This window comes from Microbacterium testaceum (assembly GCF_003075375.1).
Taxonomy (GTDB): domain Bacteria; phylum Actinomycetota; class Actinomycetes; order Actinomycetales; family Microbacteriaceae; genus Microbacterium; species Microbacterium testaceum_E.
Window position 1 is genome coordinate 1 of sequence record NZ_QDFT01000029.1, and the last position, 20242, is coordinate 20242.

The following is a 20242-nucleotide window of genomic DNA, read 5'->3' on the forward strand; positions in this document are numbered from 1 at the left end:
CGTCTGCGCCGATTGCCGCCGTCCCGCGCAGTGCTGACAGCGCGCGGGACGGCGGCAATCGGCGCAGACGAGCGAGGGCGCGTAGCCGGGGCGCGCGACCTGCACCAGCACCGGTCCCTGCGACAAGGCCTCGCGAGCGGCGGCGAACGCCGAGGACGGCACACGCGACTGCCGCTGCTCGCCCTCTCGCGTGGCGCTGAGCACCACGCGCGGACTCGGTCGGCGCGCCTGGGGGAGGTCGCGCACGTAGCCCACGTCGACCAGCCGCTGCACGTCGGTCGTGCGGGTGTGACCGGCGAACAGCAGCGCGGAGTGCTCGAGTTCCTGACGGACCAGGGCCGCGTCGCGGGCGTGCACCCCCGGTGCCAGCGGCTCGGCCAGCAGCGTGTCGCCGTCGTCCCAGAGGGCGACGAGGCCCGTGTCGTGCGCGGGTGCGTACACGGCCGAGCGACGGCCGACGACGATGCACGGGACGGGGGCGAGGGTGCGCAGGTACTGGGCGTAGCGCGCCGGACCGGCCTGGTCGGCGTCGTCGCGGACGACGGCCTCGGGCGCGACGAGCTCGGCCAGGGCGGCGAGCAGCTGCGCCTGATCGCGGTAGTCGGGCACGACGAGCACGGCGCTGCGCCCGCGCGCCAGCGTGTGCACGGCCGCGGCGGCCAGCAGGTCGGCCCACGCGCCCCGCGGCAGCTCGGGGTGCGGGCGCGGCGGGGCGTCGACGGCGAGGCGTTCGCCCGCGTCGAGGGCCGTCGCGAGGCCGGGATACGCGGCGAGGGTCGCTTCGGCGCGCTCGCGTGCGGCGGGGACGACCTCGGGCGCCTCGGGCGCGGGCGCCGTCGCCCAGGCCTTCTCGGCGCGCACCATGCGTTTCGGGACGGCCAGGCGAAGGATGTCGCTCACCGAGCCCGCGGCACGGTCGGCGACGCGACGGGCGAGGGTGTACAGGCGCTCGGGCAGCACCGGGATGGGCGAGACCACGGCCTCGACGGCCGAGAGCGGGCGCTCGGTGCCGTCGTCGGCGACGACCTCGACCACGAAGGCGTCCATCATGCGGCCCGCGGATCGCAGGGGCACCTTGACCCGCACGCCGGGGGCGACGTCGGCGACGAGCGGGTGCGGGACGGCGTAGTCGAACAGGCGGTCGAGCTGCGGGACCGGCGACTCCAGCTGCACCCGCGCGACCCGACGCTCGCTCATGACGACACGCCGAGCGCCGCCGTCAGGCCGTGCGCCGCCGACACGCCGGGCGCCGCCGTCGCGCCGTGCGCCGCCGTCACGCCGAGCGCCGCCGACACGCCGAGCGCCGCCATCACGCCGAGCGGACGACGCCCCTCCGCGGCCCGCGGCGGCGCCTCGGTCGTCGACCGGCCGCCGATCGATCCGCGGGCGGGGCGGACTCCCCCACCCACGCTCAGAGTCCGGCGGCCGCGCGCAGCTCGTCGACGCGGTCGGTGCGCTCCCAGGTGAAGTCCGCGAGCTCGCGACCGAAGTGGCCGTACGTGGCGGTCTGCGCGTAGATCGGGCGCAGCAGGTCGAGCTGTTCGACGATGGCCGCGGGGCGCAGGTCGAAGACCTCGCGGATCGCCCGCACGATGACGTCGTCGGCCACGTGGGCGGTGCCGAACGACTCGACGTACAGTCCGACGGGGTTGGCCTTGCCGATCGCGTACGCGATCTGCACCTCGAGGCGGTCGGCGAGCCCCGCGGCGACGGCGTTCTTGGCGACCCACCGCATGGCGTAGGCCGCCGAGCGGTCCACCTTCGACGGGTCCTTTCCGCTGAACGCCCCACCGCCGTGACGGGACGCGCCGCCGTAGGTGTCGATGATGATCTTGCGCCCGGTCAGCCCGGCGTCGCCCTTGGGGCCGCCGATGACGAAGGGCCCGGCCGGGTTGATGTAGTACTTCACGTCGGGCAGGTCGAGCCCCGTCTCGGCGAGCACGGGATCGATCACCGCGGCCTGCACCTCGGCACGCAGGTCTTCTTGCGAGATGTCGGGGTGGTGCTGCGTCGACAGCACGACGGAATCGACCGAGCGGGGAACGAGGCCGTCGTAGCCGAGCGTGACCTGGGTCTTGCCGTCGGGACGCAGGAACGCCAGCTCTCCGCTCTTGCGGACGGATGCCAACCGCTCGGCGATGCGGTGCGCGGTCCACGCCGCCATCGGCATGAGCTGCGGGGTCTCGTTCGTGGCGAAGCCGAACATGATCCCCTGGTCGCCCGCGCCCTGCAGGTCGCGCGGGTCGACGGAGCCGCGCTCGCGCTGCTCGAAGGCCTTGTTGACGCCGGCGGCGATGTCGGAGGACTGCGCGCCGATCGACACGCTGACGCCGCACGAGTCGCCGTCGAATCCGGTGTCGCTCGAGGTGTACCCGATGCGGGTGACCACGTCGCGCACGATCGCGGGGATCTCGACGTAGGCGCTCGTGGACACCTCGCCGGCGACGTGCACCAGACCCGTCGTGACGAGGGTCTCGACGGCGACACGACCGGAGGGGTCCTCGGTGAGGATCGCGTCGAGGATGCTGTCGGAGATCTGGTCGCAGATCTTGTCGGGGTGTCCTTCGGTGACGGACTCGGACGTGAACAGGCGCAGGTCGGTCAAGACGACTCCGGAGGGCTGAAGGGGCGGGGACGGGCACAAGTATGCCCCGGGCGGCGGTGAGCCGCCCGGGGCATCGTCACATCTGTGAACAGATCACGAGAGTGCGCGGGTGTGGATCACTCCGCGGCGCGCAGGCGCAGCTTGTCTTCGTGGATCTCGTGCAGCGCGATGGTGAGGGGCTTGTCCTCGACGGTGGAGTCGACCAGCGGGCCGACGTTGTCGAAGAGGTTTCCCTCGTGCAGGTCGGAGTAGTAGTCGTTGATCTGACGCGCGCGCTTGGACGCGTAGATGACGAGCTGGTACTTCGAGTCGACCTTGTCGAGCAGAGCGTCGATGGGCGGGTCGATGATGCCCTTGTCACGTCCGGCCATGGGGAACCTCCTGGTTCGGCGGATGGGGTGGATGCGGCGCGACGAGCGCCGAAGCATCCTCTTATTCTAGCCGACGCCGACCCGGCTCGTGCCGAGGGGCGTCGCGGGTCGTCGTCAGTGCTGCGCGGACGCCAGCGCCACCACGTCGCGCGCCGCGGAGGCCACGTCCTCGTTGACGACGCGGTAGTCGAACTCGTTCTGCGCGGCGAGCTCGACCCGGGCGGTGCGCAGGCGACGCGCGCGCTCCTCGGCATCCTCGGTCCCCCGTCCGACCAGACGATCGACGAGTTCGTCCCAGCTCGGCGGGAGCAGGAACACCAGGGTCGCCGAGGGGTCGGCCGCCCGCACCTGGCGGGCGCCCTGCAGGTCGATCTCGAGAAGGGCCGTTCCACCGGCCGCGAGCACGCGCTCGATGGGCTCTCGGGGCGTGCCGTAGCGGTTCTGGTTGTGCACCACGGCCCACTCCAGGAGCTCCCCCGCCGCGACGAGCCGGTCGAATTCGGCGTCGTCGACGAAGTAGTAGTGCTGCCCGTCGACCTCGCCGGGCCGGGGAGAGCGCGTCGTCGCCGACACCGAGAGGTGGATCTCGGGGTAGTTCTCTTTGATGTGGGCGGCGACGGTGCCCTTGCCGACCGCGGTCGGACCGGCCAGCACGATCAGGCGGCTGCGGCCCTCGCGCGGACCCGGCTCGGGCCAGCGCGCGTCGAGGTAGGCCCGCAGCGCGTCGCGCTGGCGCGTACCGAGACCCCCGAGGCGCTTGACGGGCGAGATGTTCAACGAGGTCAGGATGCGGTCGCGCTTGCTCTCGCCGATCGCGGGGATCGCCGTGAGGAACTCGGTCACGCGCATCGCGCCGGCCGCCGACTGCGGGTCGGCGAGGGCCCGCCGCAGCAGCTCCTGCGGAGAGATGACGCGCGTCGAGACGTCGCGCTTGAGAGCGGCGCGCTCGCGACGGGCCTCGACGGCGCGTCGCGACGCGGCGGCGCGGTCGACCTCGGGCGGACGACGGGTTTCAACCATTCAAGGACTCCCGGTAGAGCGCGGCGCGCTCGTCGATGCGGGCGGCGAGACGGTCGGGTCCGACCGCGAGGATGCTGCGGCTCTCGTTCGCCACGACGCCCTTGGCGACGTAGCCGAACAGACGGCGCAGGTCGGACGGGGCGGCCCCCTGCGCACCGAAGCCCGGCGCGAGGATCGGCATGCCCGCCAGCGCCACGTCGCCCAGACCGAAGGCGCCGCGGTCGACCGTGGCCCCCACGACCACGCCCACCGGGCCGAGGGCGCCGGGCGCGCCGATGTTCGCCTCGTTCACGTCGTGCGCCACGCGCGCGGCGACGTGCTCGCGATCGCCCACGGCGAGGGCGTCGTCGACGATCGCGCTCTGCAGCGCACGCGCCTCGGGGTTGCTCGTCGCGGTGAGCACGAACGCGCCCTTGCCGTGTCGCACGGCCAGGCCGAGCGTGTCGCGCAGCGAGTCGGCGCCCATGTAGGGCGACAGGGTGACGGCATCCGCCTCGAGAGGAGCACCGGGCTCGAGCCACGCGTGCGCGTAGCCCTCCATGGTCGTGCCGATGTCGCCGCGCTTGGCGTCCGCGATGACGAGCAGGCCCGCCTCGCGGGCGGCGGCCATCACGTCCTCGAGCGCGGCGAACCCTTTCGACCCGTACCGCTCGTAGAACGCCACCTGCGGCTTGACCACACCGACGCGGCCGCGGGCGGCCTCGACCACCCGCAGGCCGAAGTCGCGGGCACCGGATGCCGTGGCATCCAGCCCCCACGCCGACAGCAGTGCGGCGTGGGGGTCGATGCCGACGCACAGGGCGCCGTGCAGGTCGAGGGCGGCCGAGAGCCGCTGACCGAACGTGTCGCTCACAGGCGTCCCGCGCGATCGGTGGCGTGCTCCTGGAGGCTGCGGACGGCGAAGCCGTCCTTCATCGCGCCCAGCGCGCTGACCGCGGCGCCGAGGACGGCCATCGTGGTGAACAGCGCCTTGTCGGCGGCCACCGCGGCGGCGCGGATCTCGTAGCCGTCGGCGCGCGCCGTTCCGCCCGAGGGGGTGTTGACGATCATGTCGATCTCTCCGGCGTTGATCAGGTCGACGACGTTCTGCTCGCCGGAGCCCTGCGTCTCGGAGTACTTCTCGACGACCTTCACCCGGATGCCGTTGCGCGCGAGGATCTCGGCCGTGCCCTCGGTCGCCATGAGCGAGAAGCCGAGCTCCTGCAGACGATGGGCGGGCAGGATCACGGCGCGCTTGTCGGCGTCGGCGACCGAGATGAACACGGTCCCCGACGTCGGCATGCCGCCGTACGCCGCCTCTTGGCTCTTCGCGAACGCGGTCGGGAAGTCGCGGTCAATGCCCATGACCTCACCCGTCGAGCGCATCTCGGGGCCGAGGACCGAGTCGACGGTGCGGCCGTCGGCGGTGCGGAAGCGCTTGAACGGCAGCACCGCCTCTTTGACGGCGACGGGCGCGTCGAGCGGGACGCGCGAGCCGTCCTGCGCGGGCAGCAGTCCCTCGGTGATCAGCTCGGCGATGGAGCTGCCGGCCATGATGCGGCTGGCCGCCTTGGCGAGAGGGATGCCGAGCGCCTTCGACACGAAGGGCACCGTGCGGCTGGCGCGCGGGTTCGCCTCGATGACGTACAGCACGCCCGCCGAGATCGCGAACTGCACGTTCAGCAGTCCGCGCACGCCCACGCCCTGCGCGATCGCCAGGGTCGCCTCGCGCACGCGGTCGACCTCGGTGCGGCCGAGCGAGACCGGCGGCAGGGTGCACGAGGAGTCGCCGGAGTGGATGCCGGCCTCTTCGAGGTGCTCCATGACCCCGCCGATGTACAGGTCGGTGCCGTCGTACAGCGCGTCGACGTCGAGCTCGATCGCGTCGTCGAGGAAGCGGTCGACCAGCAGCGGCAGGCCGGGGCCGATGATCGCCTGGTCGGCCACGCGCACGAAGTAGTCGCGCAGCGCCTCGGTCGAGTAGACGATCTCCATGCCGCGACCGCCGAGCACGAAGCTCGGGCGCACCAGCACCGGGTACCCGATCTCTTCGGCGACCTGGACGGCCCCCTCGACGTCGATCGCGGTGCCGTTGCGCGGGGCGACGAGACCGGCGTCGTCGAGCAGGCGCGAGAAGAGCTCGCGCTCCTCGGCGAGGTCGATCGCCTCGGGGCTCGTGCCGAGGATGGTGTAGCCGGCCGCCTCGATGCCCTTCGCCAGGCCCAGCGGCGTCTGACCGCCGAGCTGGCAGACGACGCCGAGGATCGTGCCCGACTGGCTCTCGGCGTGCAGCACCTCGAGCACGTCCTCGAGCGTCAGCGGCTCGAAGTAGAGCCGGTCGCTGGTGTCGTAGTCGGTCGACACGGTCTCGGGGTTGCAGTTGACCATGACGGTCTCGTACCCGGCATCCGCCAGCGCGAACGAGGCGTGCACGCACGAGTAGTCGAACTCGACGCCCTGGCCGATGCGGTTCGGGCCCGAGCCGATGATGACGACCTTGGTGCGGTCCGAGGGCGTGACCTCGGTCTCGGCGTCGTACGAGGAGTAGTGGTACGGCGTGAGGGCCGGGAACTCCCCCGCGCACGTGTCGACGGTCTTGTAGACCGGGCGCACGTCCAGCGCGTAGCGGGTCTCGCGGACGGCGGCCTCGTCGAGACCGCGCAGTTCGGCGATCTGCGCGTCGCTGAAGCCGTGCTCCTTCGCGACGCGGAGGGTGTCGGCATCCAGCTCGGAGGCGGCGGCGATGAACTCCGCGACCTCGTTGATGAGCACCATCTGGTCGATGAACCACGGGTCGATCGCCGTGGCGTCGAAGGCCTGCTCGGGCGTGGCGCCCTTGCGCAGCGCCTGCTGCAGCACGACGATGCGACCGTCGGTCGGGGTCTTCGCGATCTCGAGCAGCTCCTCCACCGAGCGCGACTCCTCGCCCCAGTGGAAGCTCGACCCGCGCTTCTCGAGCGACCGCAGCGCCTTCTGCAGGGCGGTCGTGTAGTTGCGGCCGATCGCCATCGCCTCGCCGACCGACTTCATGGTCGTGGTCAGCGTGGTGTCGGCGGCGGGGAACTTCTCGAAGTTGAACCGCGGCACCTTGACCACGACGTAGTCGAGCGTGGGCTCGAAGCTCGCCGGGGTCACCTTGGTGATGTCGTTCGGGATCTCGTCGAGGCGGTAGCCGATCGCCAGCTTCGCGGCGATCTTGGCGATCGGGAAGCCCGTGGCCTTCGACGCCAGCGCGCTCGAGCGGGACACGCGGGGGTTCATCTCGATGACGATGATGCGGCCGGTCTTCGGGTCGACGGCGAACTGGATGTTGCAGCCGCCGGTGTCGACGCCCACGGCGCGGATGATGTCGATGCCGATGTCGCGCAGCTTCTGGTACTCGCGGTCGGTCAGCGTCAGCGCGGGCGCCACGGTGATCGAGTCGCCGGTGTGCACGCCGACCGGGTCGACGTTCTCGATCGAGCAGACGACCACCGTGTTGTCGGCGGTGTCGCGCATGAGCTCGAGCTCGTACTCCTTCCACCCGAGGATCGACTCCTCGAGCAGCACCTCGTTGGTGGGCGAGTCGTGCAGGCCCGCACCGCCGATGCGGCGCAGGTCCGCCTCGTCGTACGCGAAGCCCGAGCCCAGGCCCCCCATCGTGAACGAGGGGCGGACGACCAGCGGGTAACCGAGCTTCTCGGCACCGGCGAGCAGTTCGTCCATCGAGTGGCAGATGACGGATGCCGCGACATCGGCGCCCGCCTCCAGCACCAGCTCCTTGAAGATCTGACGGTCCTCGCCGCGGTTGATCGCGTCGAAGTCCGCGCCGATGAGCTCGACGTCGTACTTCTCGAGGATGCCGCGCTTGTGCAGCTGGATGGCCGCGTTCAGCGCGGTCTGCCCGCCCAGGGTGGGCAGGACGGCATCCGGCTTCTCTTTCGCGATGATCGACTCGATGACCTCGGGGGTGATCGGCTCGATGTAGGTCGCGTCGGCGAAGTCGGGGTCGGTCATGATCGTCGCCGGGTTGGAGTTGACGAGGATGACGCGCACCCCCTCTTCGCGCAGGACGCGGCAGGCCTGGGTGCCGGAGTAGTCGAACTCGCAGGCCTGACCGATGACGATCGGGCCGGAGCCGATGACGAGGACGGAGCGGATGTCGTCGCGCTTAGGCATTGGTCTTGGTCTCCTGATCAGCGATCACCATGTCGCGGAAGCGGTCGAACAGGTAGTTGGCGTCGTGCGGACCCGAGGCGGCCTCGGGGTGGTACTGCACGCTGAACGCGGGGATGTCGAGGGCGCGCAGACCCTCGACGACGTTGTCGTTGAGGCCGATGTGGCTGACCTCGACGCGCCCGAAGCCCGCGGGGCTGTCGATGATCTCGTCGAGGGGGGCCTCGACCGCGAAGCCGTGGTTCTGCGAGGTGATCTCGACGCGGCCGGTGGTCTTGTCGAGCACGGGCTGGTTGATGCCGCGGTGACCGAACGGCAGCTTGTAGGTGCCGAAGCCCAGGGCGCGACCCAGCAGCTGGTTGCCGAAGCAGATGCCGAAGAACGGCAGGCCGTCGCCGAGCACCGCGCGCAACAGTTCGACGTGCTGGTCGGATGCCGCGGGGTCGCCGGGGCCGTTGGAGTAGAACGCCGCGACCGGTTCGATCGCGCGGATCTCGTCGATGGTCGCCGACTGCGGGAAGACGTGCACGTCGAACCCGCGCGCCGCGAGGTTGTCGATGGTCGACTTCTTCACGCCCAGGTCGAGCACCGCGAGGTTGCCGATGCGCTCGGCGGTGGCCGGGGTGACCTCGACCTCGGTGACCGAGACCTCGGCCGACAGGTTGCGGCCCGCCATGCCCGGCGCCTCGCGCACGCGGCGCAGCTGCTCGTCGGCGTCGAGGCTCGCGGCCTCGCCCGAGAACACGCCGCCGCGCATGCTGCCCGAGGAGCGGATGCGACGCGTCACCGCGCGCGTGTCGATCCCCGAGATGCCGACGATGCCGTCCTCGACGAGCGCCTCGTCGAGCGAGCGGTTCGCGCGCCAGTTCGACACCATGCGCGAGGGGTCGCGCACGACGTAGCCGGCCACCCAGATGCGACGCGACTCGGGGTCCTCGTCGTTCACGCCGGTGTTGCCGATGTGGGGGGCGGTCTGCAGGACGATCTGTCCCGCGTACGAGGGGTCGGTGATCGTCTCCTGGTACCCGGTCATGCCGGTGGCGAAGACGACCTCGCCGAGGGTCTCGCCGCGCGCGCCGTACGCGCGGCCGGTGTAGCGGGTGCCGTCTTCGAGCACGAGGACGGCCGGTTCTCGCGCGGAGAGCGCGGAAGGGATCAGGGCGGTCATGCGTCGCTTCCTGTCGAGGTGATGAGCGGACGGATGGCGTCGGCGAGGGCTTTCGCCGAGGCATCCTGAGGTCGGAGGTAGGTGTCGACGACCGTGTCGTCGTCGATGCGCCAGCTGACGCGGGTCAACCCGTCGCGTTCGACCACGCGGTCGATGGCGACGGTGGCCTGGGCGGCATCCACGAGGCGGTCGCGGGTGAGCGCGATGCGCGGCTGGCCCGGCAGGTCGAGCGCGACGCCGGCCGAGGTGACCGTGACGTCGACGCGGGAGCGGAAGCCGAGACCCTTGAGGGCGAGACGCTCGAGCGGCTCGTCGTGACGGGTCGTGGCGACGTAGAGCCCCGGGAACACTGCCGTCTCGACGGCGTCCGCGGGCAGCTCCCCCACCGGGACGGAGTAGCGCGCATCGCGCCGCGTTCGTCGCACCCAGGCCCACGCGAGCAGCGCGAGCAGGACGACGGCGATGCCGGCCATGACCAGCAGGGCGCCCTCGCGACTCACGCGAGCGCCCCGGGGGCGTCGAGCACCGCGCCGTCGACGACGGTCGGGATGCCGGCGCGCACGGTCCACCGCACCTCGCCGGGGAGCTCCCGGCCCAGGTACGGCGAGTTCGTGCTGCGACCGCGCAGGTCGGCGACAGCGAACGTCCGCGTGGGGCGCGGGTCGTACAGCGTGAAGGTCGCAGGTTGACCGGCCGCGACGGGCGTGCCGTGACCGTCGAGCCGGCCGATGCGCGCGGGCGTCGCCGACATCACGCGCGCCACGTCGGCCCAGGTCATCAGGCCCGTGTCGACCATCGCCTGGTGCACGACGCGCAGCGCGCTCTCGAGGCCGACCATGCCGTTGGCCGCGGCCGCCCACTCGCAGGCCTTCGCCTCGGCGGGGTGCGGGGCGTGGTCGGTCGCCACGATGTCGATCGTGCCGTCGGCGAGACCCTCGCGCACGGCGAGCACGTCCTCTTCGCGGCGCAACGGCGGGTTGACCTTGAAGCGCGCGTCGTAGTCGCGCACGAGCTCGTCGGTCAGCAGCAGGTGGTGCGGGGTCACCTCGGCGGTGACGTTGACGCCGCGCTTCTTGGCCCAGCGGATGATGTCGACGGAGCCCGCGGTGCTGAGGTGGCACACGTGCAGGCGCGAGCCGACGTGCTCGGCCAGCAGCACGTCGCGCGCGATGATCGACTCCTCGGCGACGGCGGGCCAGCCGGTGAGGCCCAGCTCGGCCGAGACGGCGCCCTCGTTCATCTGCGCCCCCTCGGTGAGGCGCGGGTCCTGCGCGTGCTGGGCGATGACGCCGTCGAAGGCCTTCACGTACTCCAGCGCGCGGCGCATGATCAGCGGGTCGAAGACGCAGAAGCCGTCGTCGCTGAACACGCGGACGCGGGCGCGGGAGTCGGCCATGGCGCCGAGCTCGGCGAGCCGCTCGCCCTTCTGCCCCACCGTCACGGCCCCGATCGGCTGCACGTGGACGAAGCCGGCGGCCTCACCGAGGGCCAGCTCCTGCTCGACGACCCCGGCGGTGTCGGCGACGGGCGAGGTGTTCGGCATGGCGAAGACGGTGGCGAAACCGCCCGCCGCGGCCGCCCGAGAACCCGTGAGGATCGTCTCGGATGCCTCGAACCCGGGCTCGCGCAGGTGCACGTGCAGGTCGACCAGGCCCGGGAGGGCGATCAGCCCGTCGGCGTCGACGACGGTCGCACCGGCGTGCGACAGGCCCGACCCGGTCTCGGCGATGACGCCGTCGCGGACGAGGAGGTCGGTGGCATCCTGACCCTCGACGCGCGCGCCGCGCACCAGAAGGGTCTGGGGGGTGGCGTGGCTCATCGGAGGTCCTCTCTCTCGCTGTCGGGCCGCTCGCCCGCCAGCAGCAGGTACAGCACGGCCATCCGCACGGAGACACCGTTCGTGACCTGCTCGAGCACCGTCGAGCGCGGGGAATCGGCGGCTTCGGCGGAGATCTCCAGGCCCCGGTTCATCGGACCGGGGTGTAGAACGATGCTACCGCCCGGCAGGGCCTGCAGACGCCGGGCGTCCAGGCCGTATCGCCGGGAATACTCCCGTTCAGTCGGGAAATACGCCGCCGACATGCGCTCGAGCTGGATGCGCAGCATCATGAGCGCGTCGGGAGCGGCGGCGATCGCGCGATCCAGGTCGTACTCGACCTCGATCGGCCAGCCGCTGACGTCCTGCGGCACCAGGGTGGGCGGGGCCACCAGCGTGACATGCGCGCCGAGGGTGTGCAGCAGCCACACGTTCGAACGGGCGACGCGGGAGTGCAGCACGTCGCCGACGATCGTGACCCGGATGCCGTCGAGGTCGCGGCCGCGACTGGCATCGCCGTGCAGGCGCTTGCGGATCGTGAAGGCGTCGAGCAGTGCCTGCGTGGGGTGCTCGTGGGTGCCGTCGCCCGCGTTCACCACGCCGGCGCTGATCCAGCCGGACGTCGCGAGGGTGCGCGGGGCCCCCGATGCGCCGTGGCGGATGACCACGGCATCCGCCCCCATCGCCTGCAGCGTCTGGGCGGTGTCCTGCAGCGACTCGCCCTTGCTGACGCTCGAGCCCTTCGCCGAGAAGTTGATGACGTCGGCCGAGAGGCGCTTGGCGGCGGCCTCGAACGAGATGCGGGTGCGCGTGGAGTCCTCGAAGAAGAGGTTGACGACGGTCTTGCCGCGCAGCGTCGGGAGTTTCTTGACCTCGCGGCGCTGGGTGTCGGCCATGTCCTCGGCGACGTCGAGGATCTCGAGGGCCTCGGTGCGCGAGAGGTGCTGGGTGTCGAGCAGGTGCCTCATGACTCGATCGTCACCTCTTCGACGCCGTCGACCTCGGCGAGGCGGACGTTGACGCGCTCGTCGCGCGCGCTCGGCAGGTTCTTGCCCACGAAGTCGGGGCGGATCGGGAGTTCGCGGTGGCCCCGGTCGATGAGCGTCGCCAGGCGCACCGCGGCGGGGCGCCCGATGTCCTGCAGGGCGTCGAGGGCGGCGCGGATGCTGCGGCCCGAGAACAGCACGTCGTCGACGAGGACGACGGTCTTGCCGTCGATGCCGCCGACGGGGATCTCGGTGCGCCGCGGGGCTCGCGTCGGGTTGCGGTGCAGGTCGTCGCGGTACATCGTCACGTCGAGCGCACCGACCGGGACCTGTGCGCCGCCGAAGTCGCCGATCATCGGGGCGATGCGGTTGGCGAGGGTGACGCCGCGGGTCGGGATGCCGAGGAGGACGAGTCCTTCCGGTCCCTTGTTGGACTCCAGGATCTCGTGCGAGATGCGCGTCAAAGCGCGGGCGATGTCGGCATCGTGCATGACGGTGCGTGTACTCATCCGCTGCTCCCTTCTCCGCCTCACGGGACGGGGTTAAAGGTTGCTGTGGTTCTCGTCGAGTCTAGCAAGGGGTCGGGTGAATCTTGGGTGATCACGGGTGATGTCCACGCCTCGCACGGGCGGCCGGCGGCGAACATTCGTATCTTTGTTCTATGGATATGAGCGCACCGATCGACCGCCTCCGGGCTGCGAGCGAGCGTGTCATCGGGGTGCTCGCGGGGAGGGAGATCGAGCTCCTGGACGACCGTGAACTCGTTCACGCGATGGCCGAGATCAGCGCGGCGCGGAACGCCCTCGACGTGCTGGCAGCGTACGTCGCCCGTGTCATCGACGCGAGGTCGACACGGGAACGCGGCGTCGAGGGCCTGGCGCAGAGCCGGGGGCACCGCAATTCCACCGAGCTCCTTCAGGCGCTGACAGGTCAGACTCGGAGGGACGTGATCCGCTCGGTGAAGACCGGGAGCGATCTCCTCCGCCCCGCAACGGCAGAAAGTCTCGGCGGGCCGGGTACGCCGAGCGTGGAGCCGGCGGAGAACGAACCCGGGGCGGGATGGCTCGAGCGCGCTGGCGGCGCACTGCGCGATGGATCGCTGAGCCATGCACAGTTTCACGCCATCCGCATGGGCCTGGGCGAGCCACCCGTCGAGAGGTATCCCGAGCTCGACCCGGACTTCCTCGCCCGCGCCTGGACGACGGCCGTCGAGCGACTGATCGACGAGGCGCCGCATCTGCCGGTCGAAGAGCTGCGGTCGTCGGCACGCATCGCGCGGGATCGCCTCGATCCCGTCGGCGTGACGCTGCGGTTCGAGGAACGCTTCGCCGCCCGGTCGTTCCGCTCGTGGATCGACGAGCACGGTCAGCGGCACGGACGGTTCGTCTTCGACGACGATGCGGCGGCGTGGGTCGACGCTGTTCTGCAGGCGGCGTTGCGGCCGCGGCGGGGTCCTCGATTCGTCGACGCCGGTGCCCGTGTCGGCGGTGCCCGCGCCGCTGATGCGTCCGACGACCGGTCGGCGGAGCAGATCGCTTACGACACGGTGATGGCCGTTCTGCGCACCGGAGCCGCGGCGGATCCGAAGCAGGCCTTCGGCGACCGGCAACCGGGGGTGCGGATCGTCGTCGAGGCGTCGGCGCGTCCGCTGGTCGGGGCCGGTCCAGCTCGGGTCAGCGCGGGGTCCGCGGCACGCCAGACGGTCGGTTCGGTCGAGTCGGTGGGGACGACCGCGGGGACGGCGACGCGTTCGCCCGGGGCGGCGGGTTCGGCCGAGACAATTGCGGGGTCCGCGACGCGTTCGTCGCCCGAGGCAGCGGATCCGGCTCGAGTGAGTGCTGAAACCGCAGCACGCGGCGTGGGGCACCTCGAGGACGGAGGTCACGCCCTGCCGGGCGGCGTCGTCGAGAGCTACCTCTGCGACGCCGGCGGCGTGGCCGTCTCACTCGACGGCGCGGGACGTCCGCTCGACGTAGGGCGACACCACCGCCTGTTCACCCGCGCCCAGCGGATCGCGATCGCGGTGCGCGACGGAGGATGCATCGGCATCGGATGCCGGGCGCCCATCTCGGCGTGCGAGATGCATCACATCGACCACTGGGCAGCGGACCGTGGCCAGACGAACGTCGACGACGGGGTTGCTCTCTGCCGGAATCACCACCTGGGACTGCACAACCGCGGTGAGCGGATCGTGCGGGAGCGGGATCCGCAGACCGGACGAGATACGTACTGGCTGCACTCCCCGCCCGATCAGCGGACCGGCGAGTCGCCGCCGCCGAACCGGCTGCGGTCGAGGTCACCTCGACGCTTCACCGCGGCGTGACGCTTACCGGGGGTCTCGCGTGGGGTACTGCCGCTCGACGATGAATCCCGAGTATCTGTCGCGGGGCTCCGCAGTTCGACGACGAGGACCGGGCATCCCGCGTTCGGCGCCGACGTCTGGCGGGGAGCACCACGTGTCCGACGCCGACGTCTGGCGCAGAGCACCACGTGTCCGACGCGGACGGTGCTCCGTCGGTGCCTCTTCATCGACTCGGAGATCCGCCTCGAAACCGCAGGGACCACCGTGCCACCCGGCGTGGGTCAGCTCGCCGAGACCTCGGCCGCTTCGCGCGCGGCCGCGGCGCGCTCGCCGCTGGCGGTCGTGCGGATCGGCGTCGAACGGATCGGGTGACCCGTCGTCGTCAGGCACCGACCGGTCTCGAGGTCCCACTTCCAGTCGTGCAGCGAGCAGGTCAGCACGCCGTTCTCGATCTTGCCGGTCTTTGTCAGGTCGGCGCGCAGGTGCGGGCACCGACGCTGCACGGTCCACCCGTCGATCTCGGCATCCTCGGTCTGATCGCTCTGCTCGGCGTACCAGTTTTCGACGTACTCGATGCGGTCGCGCGAGAGGCACTTGAGGAACGTCGTGAGGAACTCGTTGAACTTGCCCGAGCGTCCGACCTCGAACTGCATCGACAGGAAGATCGAGTTCGACCAGTCGATCTCGTGGTCGCGGATGTTCGTCGAGACCAGGTCGGCAGGGATCGTGTACCAGTAGATGCACTCCTCGCCGGCGTACTCGCGCAGCTTCGCCTTGGGGAAGTCCACGACCATGTCGAGCTCGCCGATGCGGAAGCGCACCACTCCCCCGACGCCGTTGCGGATGGTCCGGGCGCGACGCAGCAGCGGCTCCCACCACTCCTTCAGCGCGGCGAGCATCTCGGCCGGCGGGATGACGTCGGCGCGGGTGGCGACCTCGGCGCGGATCTCGTCCTGACGGCTGTCGCGCTGCTCGGCGAGGTAGTTCCACTTGTCGCCGAAGACGCGTTCGATCTCGGCATCCGTGTACAGGGTCTGTGTCACCGTGACGTCCGAACCCTGTACCTCGACCTCGGTGCCCGGCAGGAACAGGTAGCCCTTCTGGTCGGGGCGCTCCTGCTTCATGTGCGCGAGGAACTCGCGCTGGTCGGTGAAGATCGAGTCGTTCTCGAGCCCCGTGCCGTTGTAGCGGAACAGCTCCTCGCGCAGGAACATCGGCGGACCGGCCATCGGGAAGACGTGCTCCGCGTCGACCTTGTCGATGTAGTACATCGCGCGCTTGTTCTGCGCGTCGCGCTTGAGCTGGGCGAAGTTCTGCTTGGCATCCTGGGGCAGGTCGTAGACCATGGGCCACCAGATGGCTCCCGAGACCTGGGTGAAGTACGCGTCGGGCTTGCCGAAGTCGAAGAGCTTCTCGAGATCGAGGGGGTGCGAGTCGTTCTGGTTGAGCACGGATGCCGTGCCGTCGTCGAGCGACAGTGAGGAGTCGCCGATCGGCCCGTCGGACGGAGCGCGCAACGGCGTCACCATCAGCTTCAGGTCGCCGAACTGCAGCGGCACGCCCGCCTCGGTGCGGACGAGGTTGGTGTAGCCGAGGGCGAGCAGGTCCTGCTCGAGGTCGTCGGTGGGGTACTCGGGCAGCAGCACCTTGATGTCCTTCGACACGTAGCGCTCCAGCATCGCCGGGTCGAAGTGGTCGCGGTGGCGGTGCGAGATGTAGAGGAAGTCCGCCTTGCCGAACCGCTCCCAGTCGAGGGCGCGGTTGTCGGGGAACGGGAACCATGAGCCGAAGAAGCTCGGACCGATGACGGGGTCGCAGATGATGCTGCCGCCCCGCGTCTCGATGAACATGCCCGCGTGGCCGAGGCCGGTGATCTTCATGTCGCTCCTGTGTCGTGGACGGAACCTGACGAGTCTACGCGGGGCCGGCTGGAAGGGTTCGGGGAGCGCGGGGTGTCTGAAGGATGGATGCCAGCCTCCGGCGCCCGCGGCCGGACGCATCCTTCGAAACCGATGCGGTGCTGCGCGAGAGCTCGTCATCGGCAACGACGTCGATACGCGTGTACAGAGTCATCCGAGGATCCTGGGGACGGGCGCGGGGGTCACGGTCACCCGACGAGGTCGTCGACCGGAGGGAGGTCCGCGTAGCGGTGGGTGATGAACGGATCGGCGGGGTACGCCGTCCGTCGCGCCGGGACCAGCCGACGCAGGGCCACCGCGCCCACCGCGGCGACCGCGGCGCCGACCCCGGCCGTCGGGTCGACGCAGCACGCGACCGTCACCTCTCCGACGGTCGTCGTCAGAGCGGGGAGCGCGCGACCGTCGACGTCGACGGTGCAGGCATCCCATCGCCCGTCATCCTCGGCGAGCCGGACGAGCTCGGCGGTGGAGCCGGGGAGCTCCGGGACCCGGAACGCGGTCAGTGCAAGGAACCCGGACACCCGGGCGTCGTCGACAGCGGCCCACCGGGACGAGGTCACCAGCGCCGTGGCCCTCTCGCCCCGCGCCGCCAGCGTCACGTCGGTGGCGGCGGCGGTCGTGAGGCCGTTCCACCCCGAGAGCCATCGCCGCGGTTCCGACACCTCGTCGGGGAACACCGCCTCGAAGAGCGGGAAAGCGGGTGGGTGGTAGCCGGGCTCGGTGCTCGTCATGTCATCCCCCGCCTCCTCGGTCGATCGTTCGTCGACCGGGAGTGCGAGACTACCCGGCCACGGGTCTCACTCCCCCAGCAGCGCCCGGATATCGTCCGCCTCGAGCGACGCCGCGAACGAGTCGTCATCGTCGATCACCGCGTCGAACAGCGCGGCCTTGCGCTGCTGCAGGGCGCGCACCTTTTCTTCGACGGTGCCCGCCGCGATGAGCCGGTAGACGAACACACTTCTGGTCTGGCCGATGCGATGCGCGCGATCGATCGCCTGCGACTCCGCCGCGGGGTTCCACCACGGGTCGAGCAGGAAGACGTAGTCGGCCTCGACGAGGGTCAGACCGAAGCCGCCGGCCTTCAGACTGATGAGGAACACGGGGGCCTCGCCCGCGCGGAAACGCTCCACCACGTCGCCCCGCCGAGCCGTGCTGCCGTCGAGGTGCGCGTACGCGAGGCCGGCGGCATCCAATCTCTCGGCCGCGAGATTGAGGAACGACGTGAACTGACTGAACACCAGGGCACGGTGCCCCTCGGCGGCGATCTCGACCAGGCGCTCCAGCAACTCGTCGAGCTTGGCGGACCCCAGGTGGGCGTCGCGTTCGTCGACGAGCCCGGGCGCGAGCGCCAGCATGCGCAGCAGCGTCAGGGAACGGAAGACGATGAAGCGCTGGCGGTCCAGGTCGTTGAGCAGCCCGAGCACCTTCTGGCGTTCCCGCTGCAGGACGCGGTCGTAGAGCTCCTGGTGAGCGGGCGAGAGGGCCACCGTGATCTGCTGCTCCTGCTTGGCCGGCAGATCGGATGCCACGACGTCCTTCGTGCGGCGCAGCAGGAACGGTCGCACGCGGCGACGCAGGCGATCGAGCGCCTTCTCGCGGTGCGCGCTCGCCGCGGCGGCCGAGAGAGCCGTCGGCTGATCGGTGGGCAGCTGCTCGATCGCGCGCGTGTAGTCCTCGCGGAACCGCCGGATCGAGGGGAAGAGCCCCGGCGCCGTGAGCGACAGCAGGGCCCACAGGTCGTCGAGGCCGTTCTCGACGGGCGTCCCGGTCGCGGCGAACACGGCATCGCTGCGCAGGGACGCGACGGCGCGGTGCACGCGCGTCGCGGGGTTCTTCACGAATTGCGCCTCGTCGAGCACGACACCCGACCAGTGCGGGACGGCGAACTCGTCGGCATCCGTCCGGACGACGCCGTACGGGGCGACGACGATGTCGGCTCGGGCGGCGATGTGGGCGACGGTCTGCCGACGCCGCACGGACGTCGCCTCGACGACCGCGACGCGCAGTCCGGGCGCGAAGCGGGCGGCTTCGTCGCGCCAGGTCGGCAGCACCGAGGTCGGTGCGATCACGAGCCACGGGCGCGGATCGGGCAGGGTGCGCGTGTGCGCGATGAGGGCGAGCAGCTGCAGGGTCTTGCCGAGCCCCATGTCGTCGGCGAGGATGCCGCCGAGCCGATGCCCGTGCAGCAGGGCGAGCCACGACAGACCTTCGCGCTGGTACGGCCGCAGCTCGGCGAGGAAGCCGGGCGGCGTCGGCACGACGGGCACCGCGGTGACGTCGGCCAGTGCGCGCGCGAGGCCCCGCCACTCGATCGCGGCCTCGGACTCGTCCGCGAGGTCCTCGAACTCGGCCCACAGCGCCAGGTGCGTGCGCGGCAACCGCGGCCCGGTCTGCCACTCGTCGAGGGCGGCGGCCTCGTCGAGCAGGTCGCGCAGGCGCTGCAGGGCGGGGTGGGCGAGCGAGAACCACGCGCCGTCCGACAGCTTGATGCGCGTCCGGCCGCGCGACAGCGCCGAGAACAGCGTGCCGAACGGGATCGTGCGCCCGTCGATCGTGACCACGATGCCCAAGTCGAACCAGTCCCGCTCGGCCGACTCGACCGCGGTGATCCGCAGGGTCGGGTCGCCCCGCAGCTCGCGGAACGGCGGGGGCGTGCCGGTCGTTCGCACCCGCACCTCGGCGAGGGCGTCGATCGCCGGCAGCACGCGCGTGGCGAACACCGCCGCGTCGGCGTCGCGCAGCGTCGCGGCGGCGGTGAGCGCGAGATCGGATGCCGCCGCCCACGCCGCCTCGACACGGGCGGCGACCTCGGCCCGGGCGTCGGCCTCGTCCGGCGTGCCGGTCTGCGAGCCCGGCCAGTCGACGCGTTCGCCGCCCGGGTACGCCCACGCCAGGGCGTAGGTCACCTGATCGCCCTCGTACGCGACCTCGACCGCCAGCACCGGCCGCGACGGGGGCGGTGGCGGCACCCCGGGCCCGACGACGAGGGGCGTGCGCCGCGCGAGAGCGGGGTACGCCTCGGCGAGGAATTCGTCCGCGTCGGAGGCCGGGATGTCGACCCCGGCCCCGAGCAGCCTCGGCAGGGGGTCGGGCAGGTCGGCGGGCGCGAGAACGATCGGGACGGGGTCGACGTCGAGGGCGTAGGCGAACAGCCCCGACGCCCCGATGGGTCGGGCGTGCGCGGCATCCACGGGGTCGTCGTCGATGCGCACCGCGGCGGACAGGCGCAGACCGCCGTCCGGCGCCCGGTCGATCGCCAGACGCGCGGTGGCCGCGTCGGCGAGGTGGACGCTCTGCTGCGGGTGCATCGGGACGAGTGGGATGCCGAGCCCCCGCGCCGCGGCCAGGTGCGGCCAGAGCAGGGGTGCGTCGACCGTGTCGAGGGCGAGCGTGTCGCCCGACGCCGCGAACGCCCCGGTCGTGCGCAGCGCCTGCGCGATCGCGTGCAGTTCCGCGAACCACCGCGCGTGCGTCGGGTCGAAGCGGCCGGTCGAGCGACGGACGGCGTCCCACGTGGCATCCGCCTTGATCCAGGCCTCGCGCGCTCCCTTGACGAGCGGCCGGGCGACCAGCTGCAGATCGTCCTGTCGTCGGGCGAGCGCACGCGGGGTGACGGGGACCACCGCGCGGGCTCCCCATCGGGCGGGGTCGTAGGCGTCGCGCTGCCGGAGCTCGATGCCCAGGGCGAGCGCGTCGTACGCGCGGGCGGGGCTGCCCGCGACCAGGTCGCGCCAGGATGTCACGGCTGCATCCTGCCCCACACCCCGGACATCGCGGGCGCGGGCGTCGTCACGCGGTCGAACATGTCGGCCTCCCCCGTTCGCCGGACGCCGGCGCGCTGCCGGGCGTGCCGACAGAGCCGCCGACACCCCGTACACGCGACGACGCGGCCGCCGACGAGAAGTCGGGGCCGCGTCGGGG

14 protein-coding genes and 1 pseudogene are annotated in these 20242 nt (G+C 71.6%); 1 reads left to right on the plus strand and 14 read right to left on the minus strand.

Annotated features, from left to right (window positions below):
* The 11 genes and pseudogenes from DC432_RS11520 to pyrR all read right to left on the minus strand — a co-directional run.
* Positions 1-1197 (minus strand): annotated as a pseudogene (locus DC432_RS11520) (primosomal protein N'); the annotation flags it as partial.
* A gap of 214 nt (positions 1198-1411) precedes the next feature.
* Positions 1412-2605 carry a methionine adenosyltransferase gene (metK, locus tag DC432_RS11530; RefSeq protein WP_108317662.1) on the minus strand — a complete coding sequence of 398 codons (1194 nt, stop codon included), beginning with the start codon at positions 2603-2605 and terminating at the stop codon, positions 1412-1414.
* Positions 2606-2721: 116 nt separating this feature from the next.
* The gene (gene rpoZ / locus DC432_RS11535; RefSeq protein ID WP_055837405.1) at positions 2722-2976 is read right to left on the minus strand and encodes a DNA-directed RNA polymerase subunit omega; all 255 of its coding nucleotides are present in this window, start codon (positions 2974-2976) and stop codon (positions 2722-2724) included.
* 114 nt (positions 2977-3090) lie between these two features.
* Entirely contained in the window at positions 3091-3996 is a 906-nt protein-coding gene (gene gmk, locus DC432_RS11540) for a guanylate kinase (RefSeq protein ID WP_116538021.1), read from the minus strand.
* Complete coding sequence (gene pyrF / locus DC432_RS11545; protein ID WP_108317664.1) at positions 3989-4849, minus strand: orotidine-5'-phosphate decarboxylase; 861 nt, start codon at positions 4847-4849, stop codon at positions 3989-3991. The genes gmk and pyrF overlap by 8 nt, the downstream gene beginning before the upstream one ends.
* Positions 4846-8133 carry a carbamoyl-phosphate synthase large subunit gene (carB, locus tag DC432_RS11550; RefSeq protein WP_116538022.1) on the minus strand — a complete coding sequence of 1096 codons (3288 nt, stop codon included), beginning with the start codon at positions 8131-8133 and terminating at the stop codon, positions 4846-4848. The genes pyrF and carB overlap by 4 nt, the downstream gene beginning before the upstream one ends.
* On the minus strand, positions 8126-9298 hold the full coding sequence (gene carA, locus DC432_RS11555) for a glutamine-hydrolyzing carbamoyl-phosphate synthase small subunit (protein WP_116538023.1): 1173 nt from the start codon (positions 9296-9298) through the stop codon (positions 8126-8128). The genes carB and carA overlap by 8 nt, the downstream gene beginning before the upstream one ends.
* Positions 9295-9798, minus strand: coding sequence for a hypothetical protein (locus tag DC432_RS11560; protein WP_108317667.1), 504 nt, complete (start codon positions 9796-9798; stop codon positions 9295-9297). Before DC432_RS11560 ends, carA begins: the two co-directional genes overlap by 4 nt.
* Positions 9795-11117, minus strand: coding sequence for a dihydroorotase (locus DC432_RS11565; protein WP_116538024.1), 1323 nt, complete (start codon positions 11115-11117; stop codon positions 9795-9797). The genes DC432_RS11560 and DC432_RS11565 overlap by 4 nt, the downstream gene beginning before the upstream one ends.
* On the minus strand, positions 11114-12082 hold the full coding sequence (locus DC432_RS11570) for an aspartate carbamoyltransferase catalytic subunit (RefSeq protein ID WP_116538025.1): 969 nt from the start codon (positions 12080-12082) through the stop codon (positions 11114-11116). The genes DC432_RS11565 and DC432_RS11570 overlap by 4 nt, the downstream gene beginning before the upstream one ends.
* Positions 12079-12609, minus strand: coding sequence for a bifunctional pyr operon transcriptional regulator/uracil phosphoribosyltransferase PyrR (gene pyrR / locus DC432_RS11575; protein ID WP_116538026.1), 531 nt, complete (start codon positions 12607-12609; stop codon positions 12079-12081). Before pyrR ends, DC432_RS11570 begins: the two co-directional genes overlap by 4 nt.
* A gap of 152 nt (positions 12610-12761) precedes the next feature.
* Here pyrR and DC432_RS11580 point away from each other — a divergent pair, with 152 nt between their 5' ends.
* On the plus strand, positions 12762-14423 hold the full coding sequence (locus DC432_RS11580; RefSeq protein ID WP_133177927.1) for an HNH endonuclease signature motif containing protein: 1662 nt from the start codon (positions 12762-12764) through the stop codon (positions 14421-14423).
* A gap of 260 nt (positions 14424-14683) precedes the next feature.
* Here DC432_RS11580 and DC432_RS11585 read toward each other — a convergent pair whose 3' ends face one another.
* The 3 genes from DC432_RS11585 to DC432_RS11600 form a co-directional block, all read right to left on the minus strand.
* Positions 14684-16282 carry a Rieske 2Fe-2S domain-containing protein gene (locus tag DC432_RS11585; protein WP_116538028.1) on the minus strand — a complete coding sequence of 533 codons (1599 nt, stop codon included), beginning with the start codon at positions 16280-16282 and terminating at the stop codon, positions 14684-14686.
* A gap of 227 nt (positions 16283-16509) precedes the next feature.
* Positions 16510-17052, minus strand: a complete 543-nt coding sequence (locus DC432_RS16450; RefSeq protein ID WP_165801256.1) for a hypothetical protein — start codon at positions 17050-17052, stop codon at positions 16510-16512.
* Positions 17053-17118: 66 nt separating this feature from the next.
* Positions 17119-20064 carry a DEAD/DEAH box helicase gene (locus tag DC432_RS11600; protein WP_116538031.1) on the minus strand — a complete coding sequence of 982 codons (2946 nt, stop codon included), beginning with the start codon at positions 20062-20064 and terminating at the stop codon, positions 17119-17121.
* Positions 20065-20242 lie beyond the last annotated feature (178 nt).

Bases quoted from the DNA above. Each gene is read 5' to 3' on its own strand.
- DC432_RS11565 (WP_116538024.1), bottom strand. From the start codon at position 11,117: ATGAGCCACGCCACCCCCCAGACCCTTCTGGTGCGCGGCGCGCGCGTC.
- carB (WP_116538022.1), bottom strand. From the start codon at position 8,133: ATGCCTAAGCGCGACGACATCCGCTCCGTCCTCGTCATCGGCTCCGGC.
- DC432_RS11585 (WP_116538028.1), bottom strand. From the start codon at position 16,282: ATGAAGATCACCGGCCTCGGCCACGCGGGCATGTTCATCGAGACGCGG.
- DC432_RS16450 (WP_165801256.1), bottom strand. From the start codon at position 17,052: ATGACGAGCACCGAGCCCGGCTACCACCCACCCGCTTTCCCGCTCTTC.
- pyrR (WP_116538026.1), bottom strand. From the start codon at position 12,609: ATGAGTACACGCACCGTCATGCACGATGCCGACATCGCCCGCGCTTTG.
- rpoZ (WP_055837405.1), bottom strand. From the start codon at position 2,976: ATGGCCGGACGTGACAAGGGCATCATCGACCCGCCCATCGACGCTCTG.
- DC432_RS11570 (WP_116538025.1), bottom strand. From the start codon at position 12,082: ATGAGGCACCTGCTCGACACCCAGCACCTCTCGCGCACCGAGGCCCTC.
- carA (WP_116538023.1), bottom strand. From the start codon at position 9,298: ATGACCGCCCTGATCCCTTCCGCGCTCTCCGCGCGAGAACCGGCCGTC.
- gmk (WP_116538021.1), bottom strand. From the start codon at position 3,996: ATGGTTGAAACCCGTCGTCCGCCCGAGGTCGACCGCGCCGCCGCGTCG.
- DC432_RS11580 (WP_133177927.1), top strand. From the start codon at position 12,762: ATGGATATGAGCGCACCGATCGACCGCCTCCGGGCTGCGAGCGAGCGT.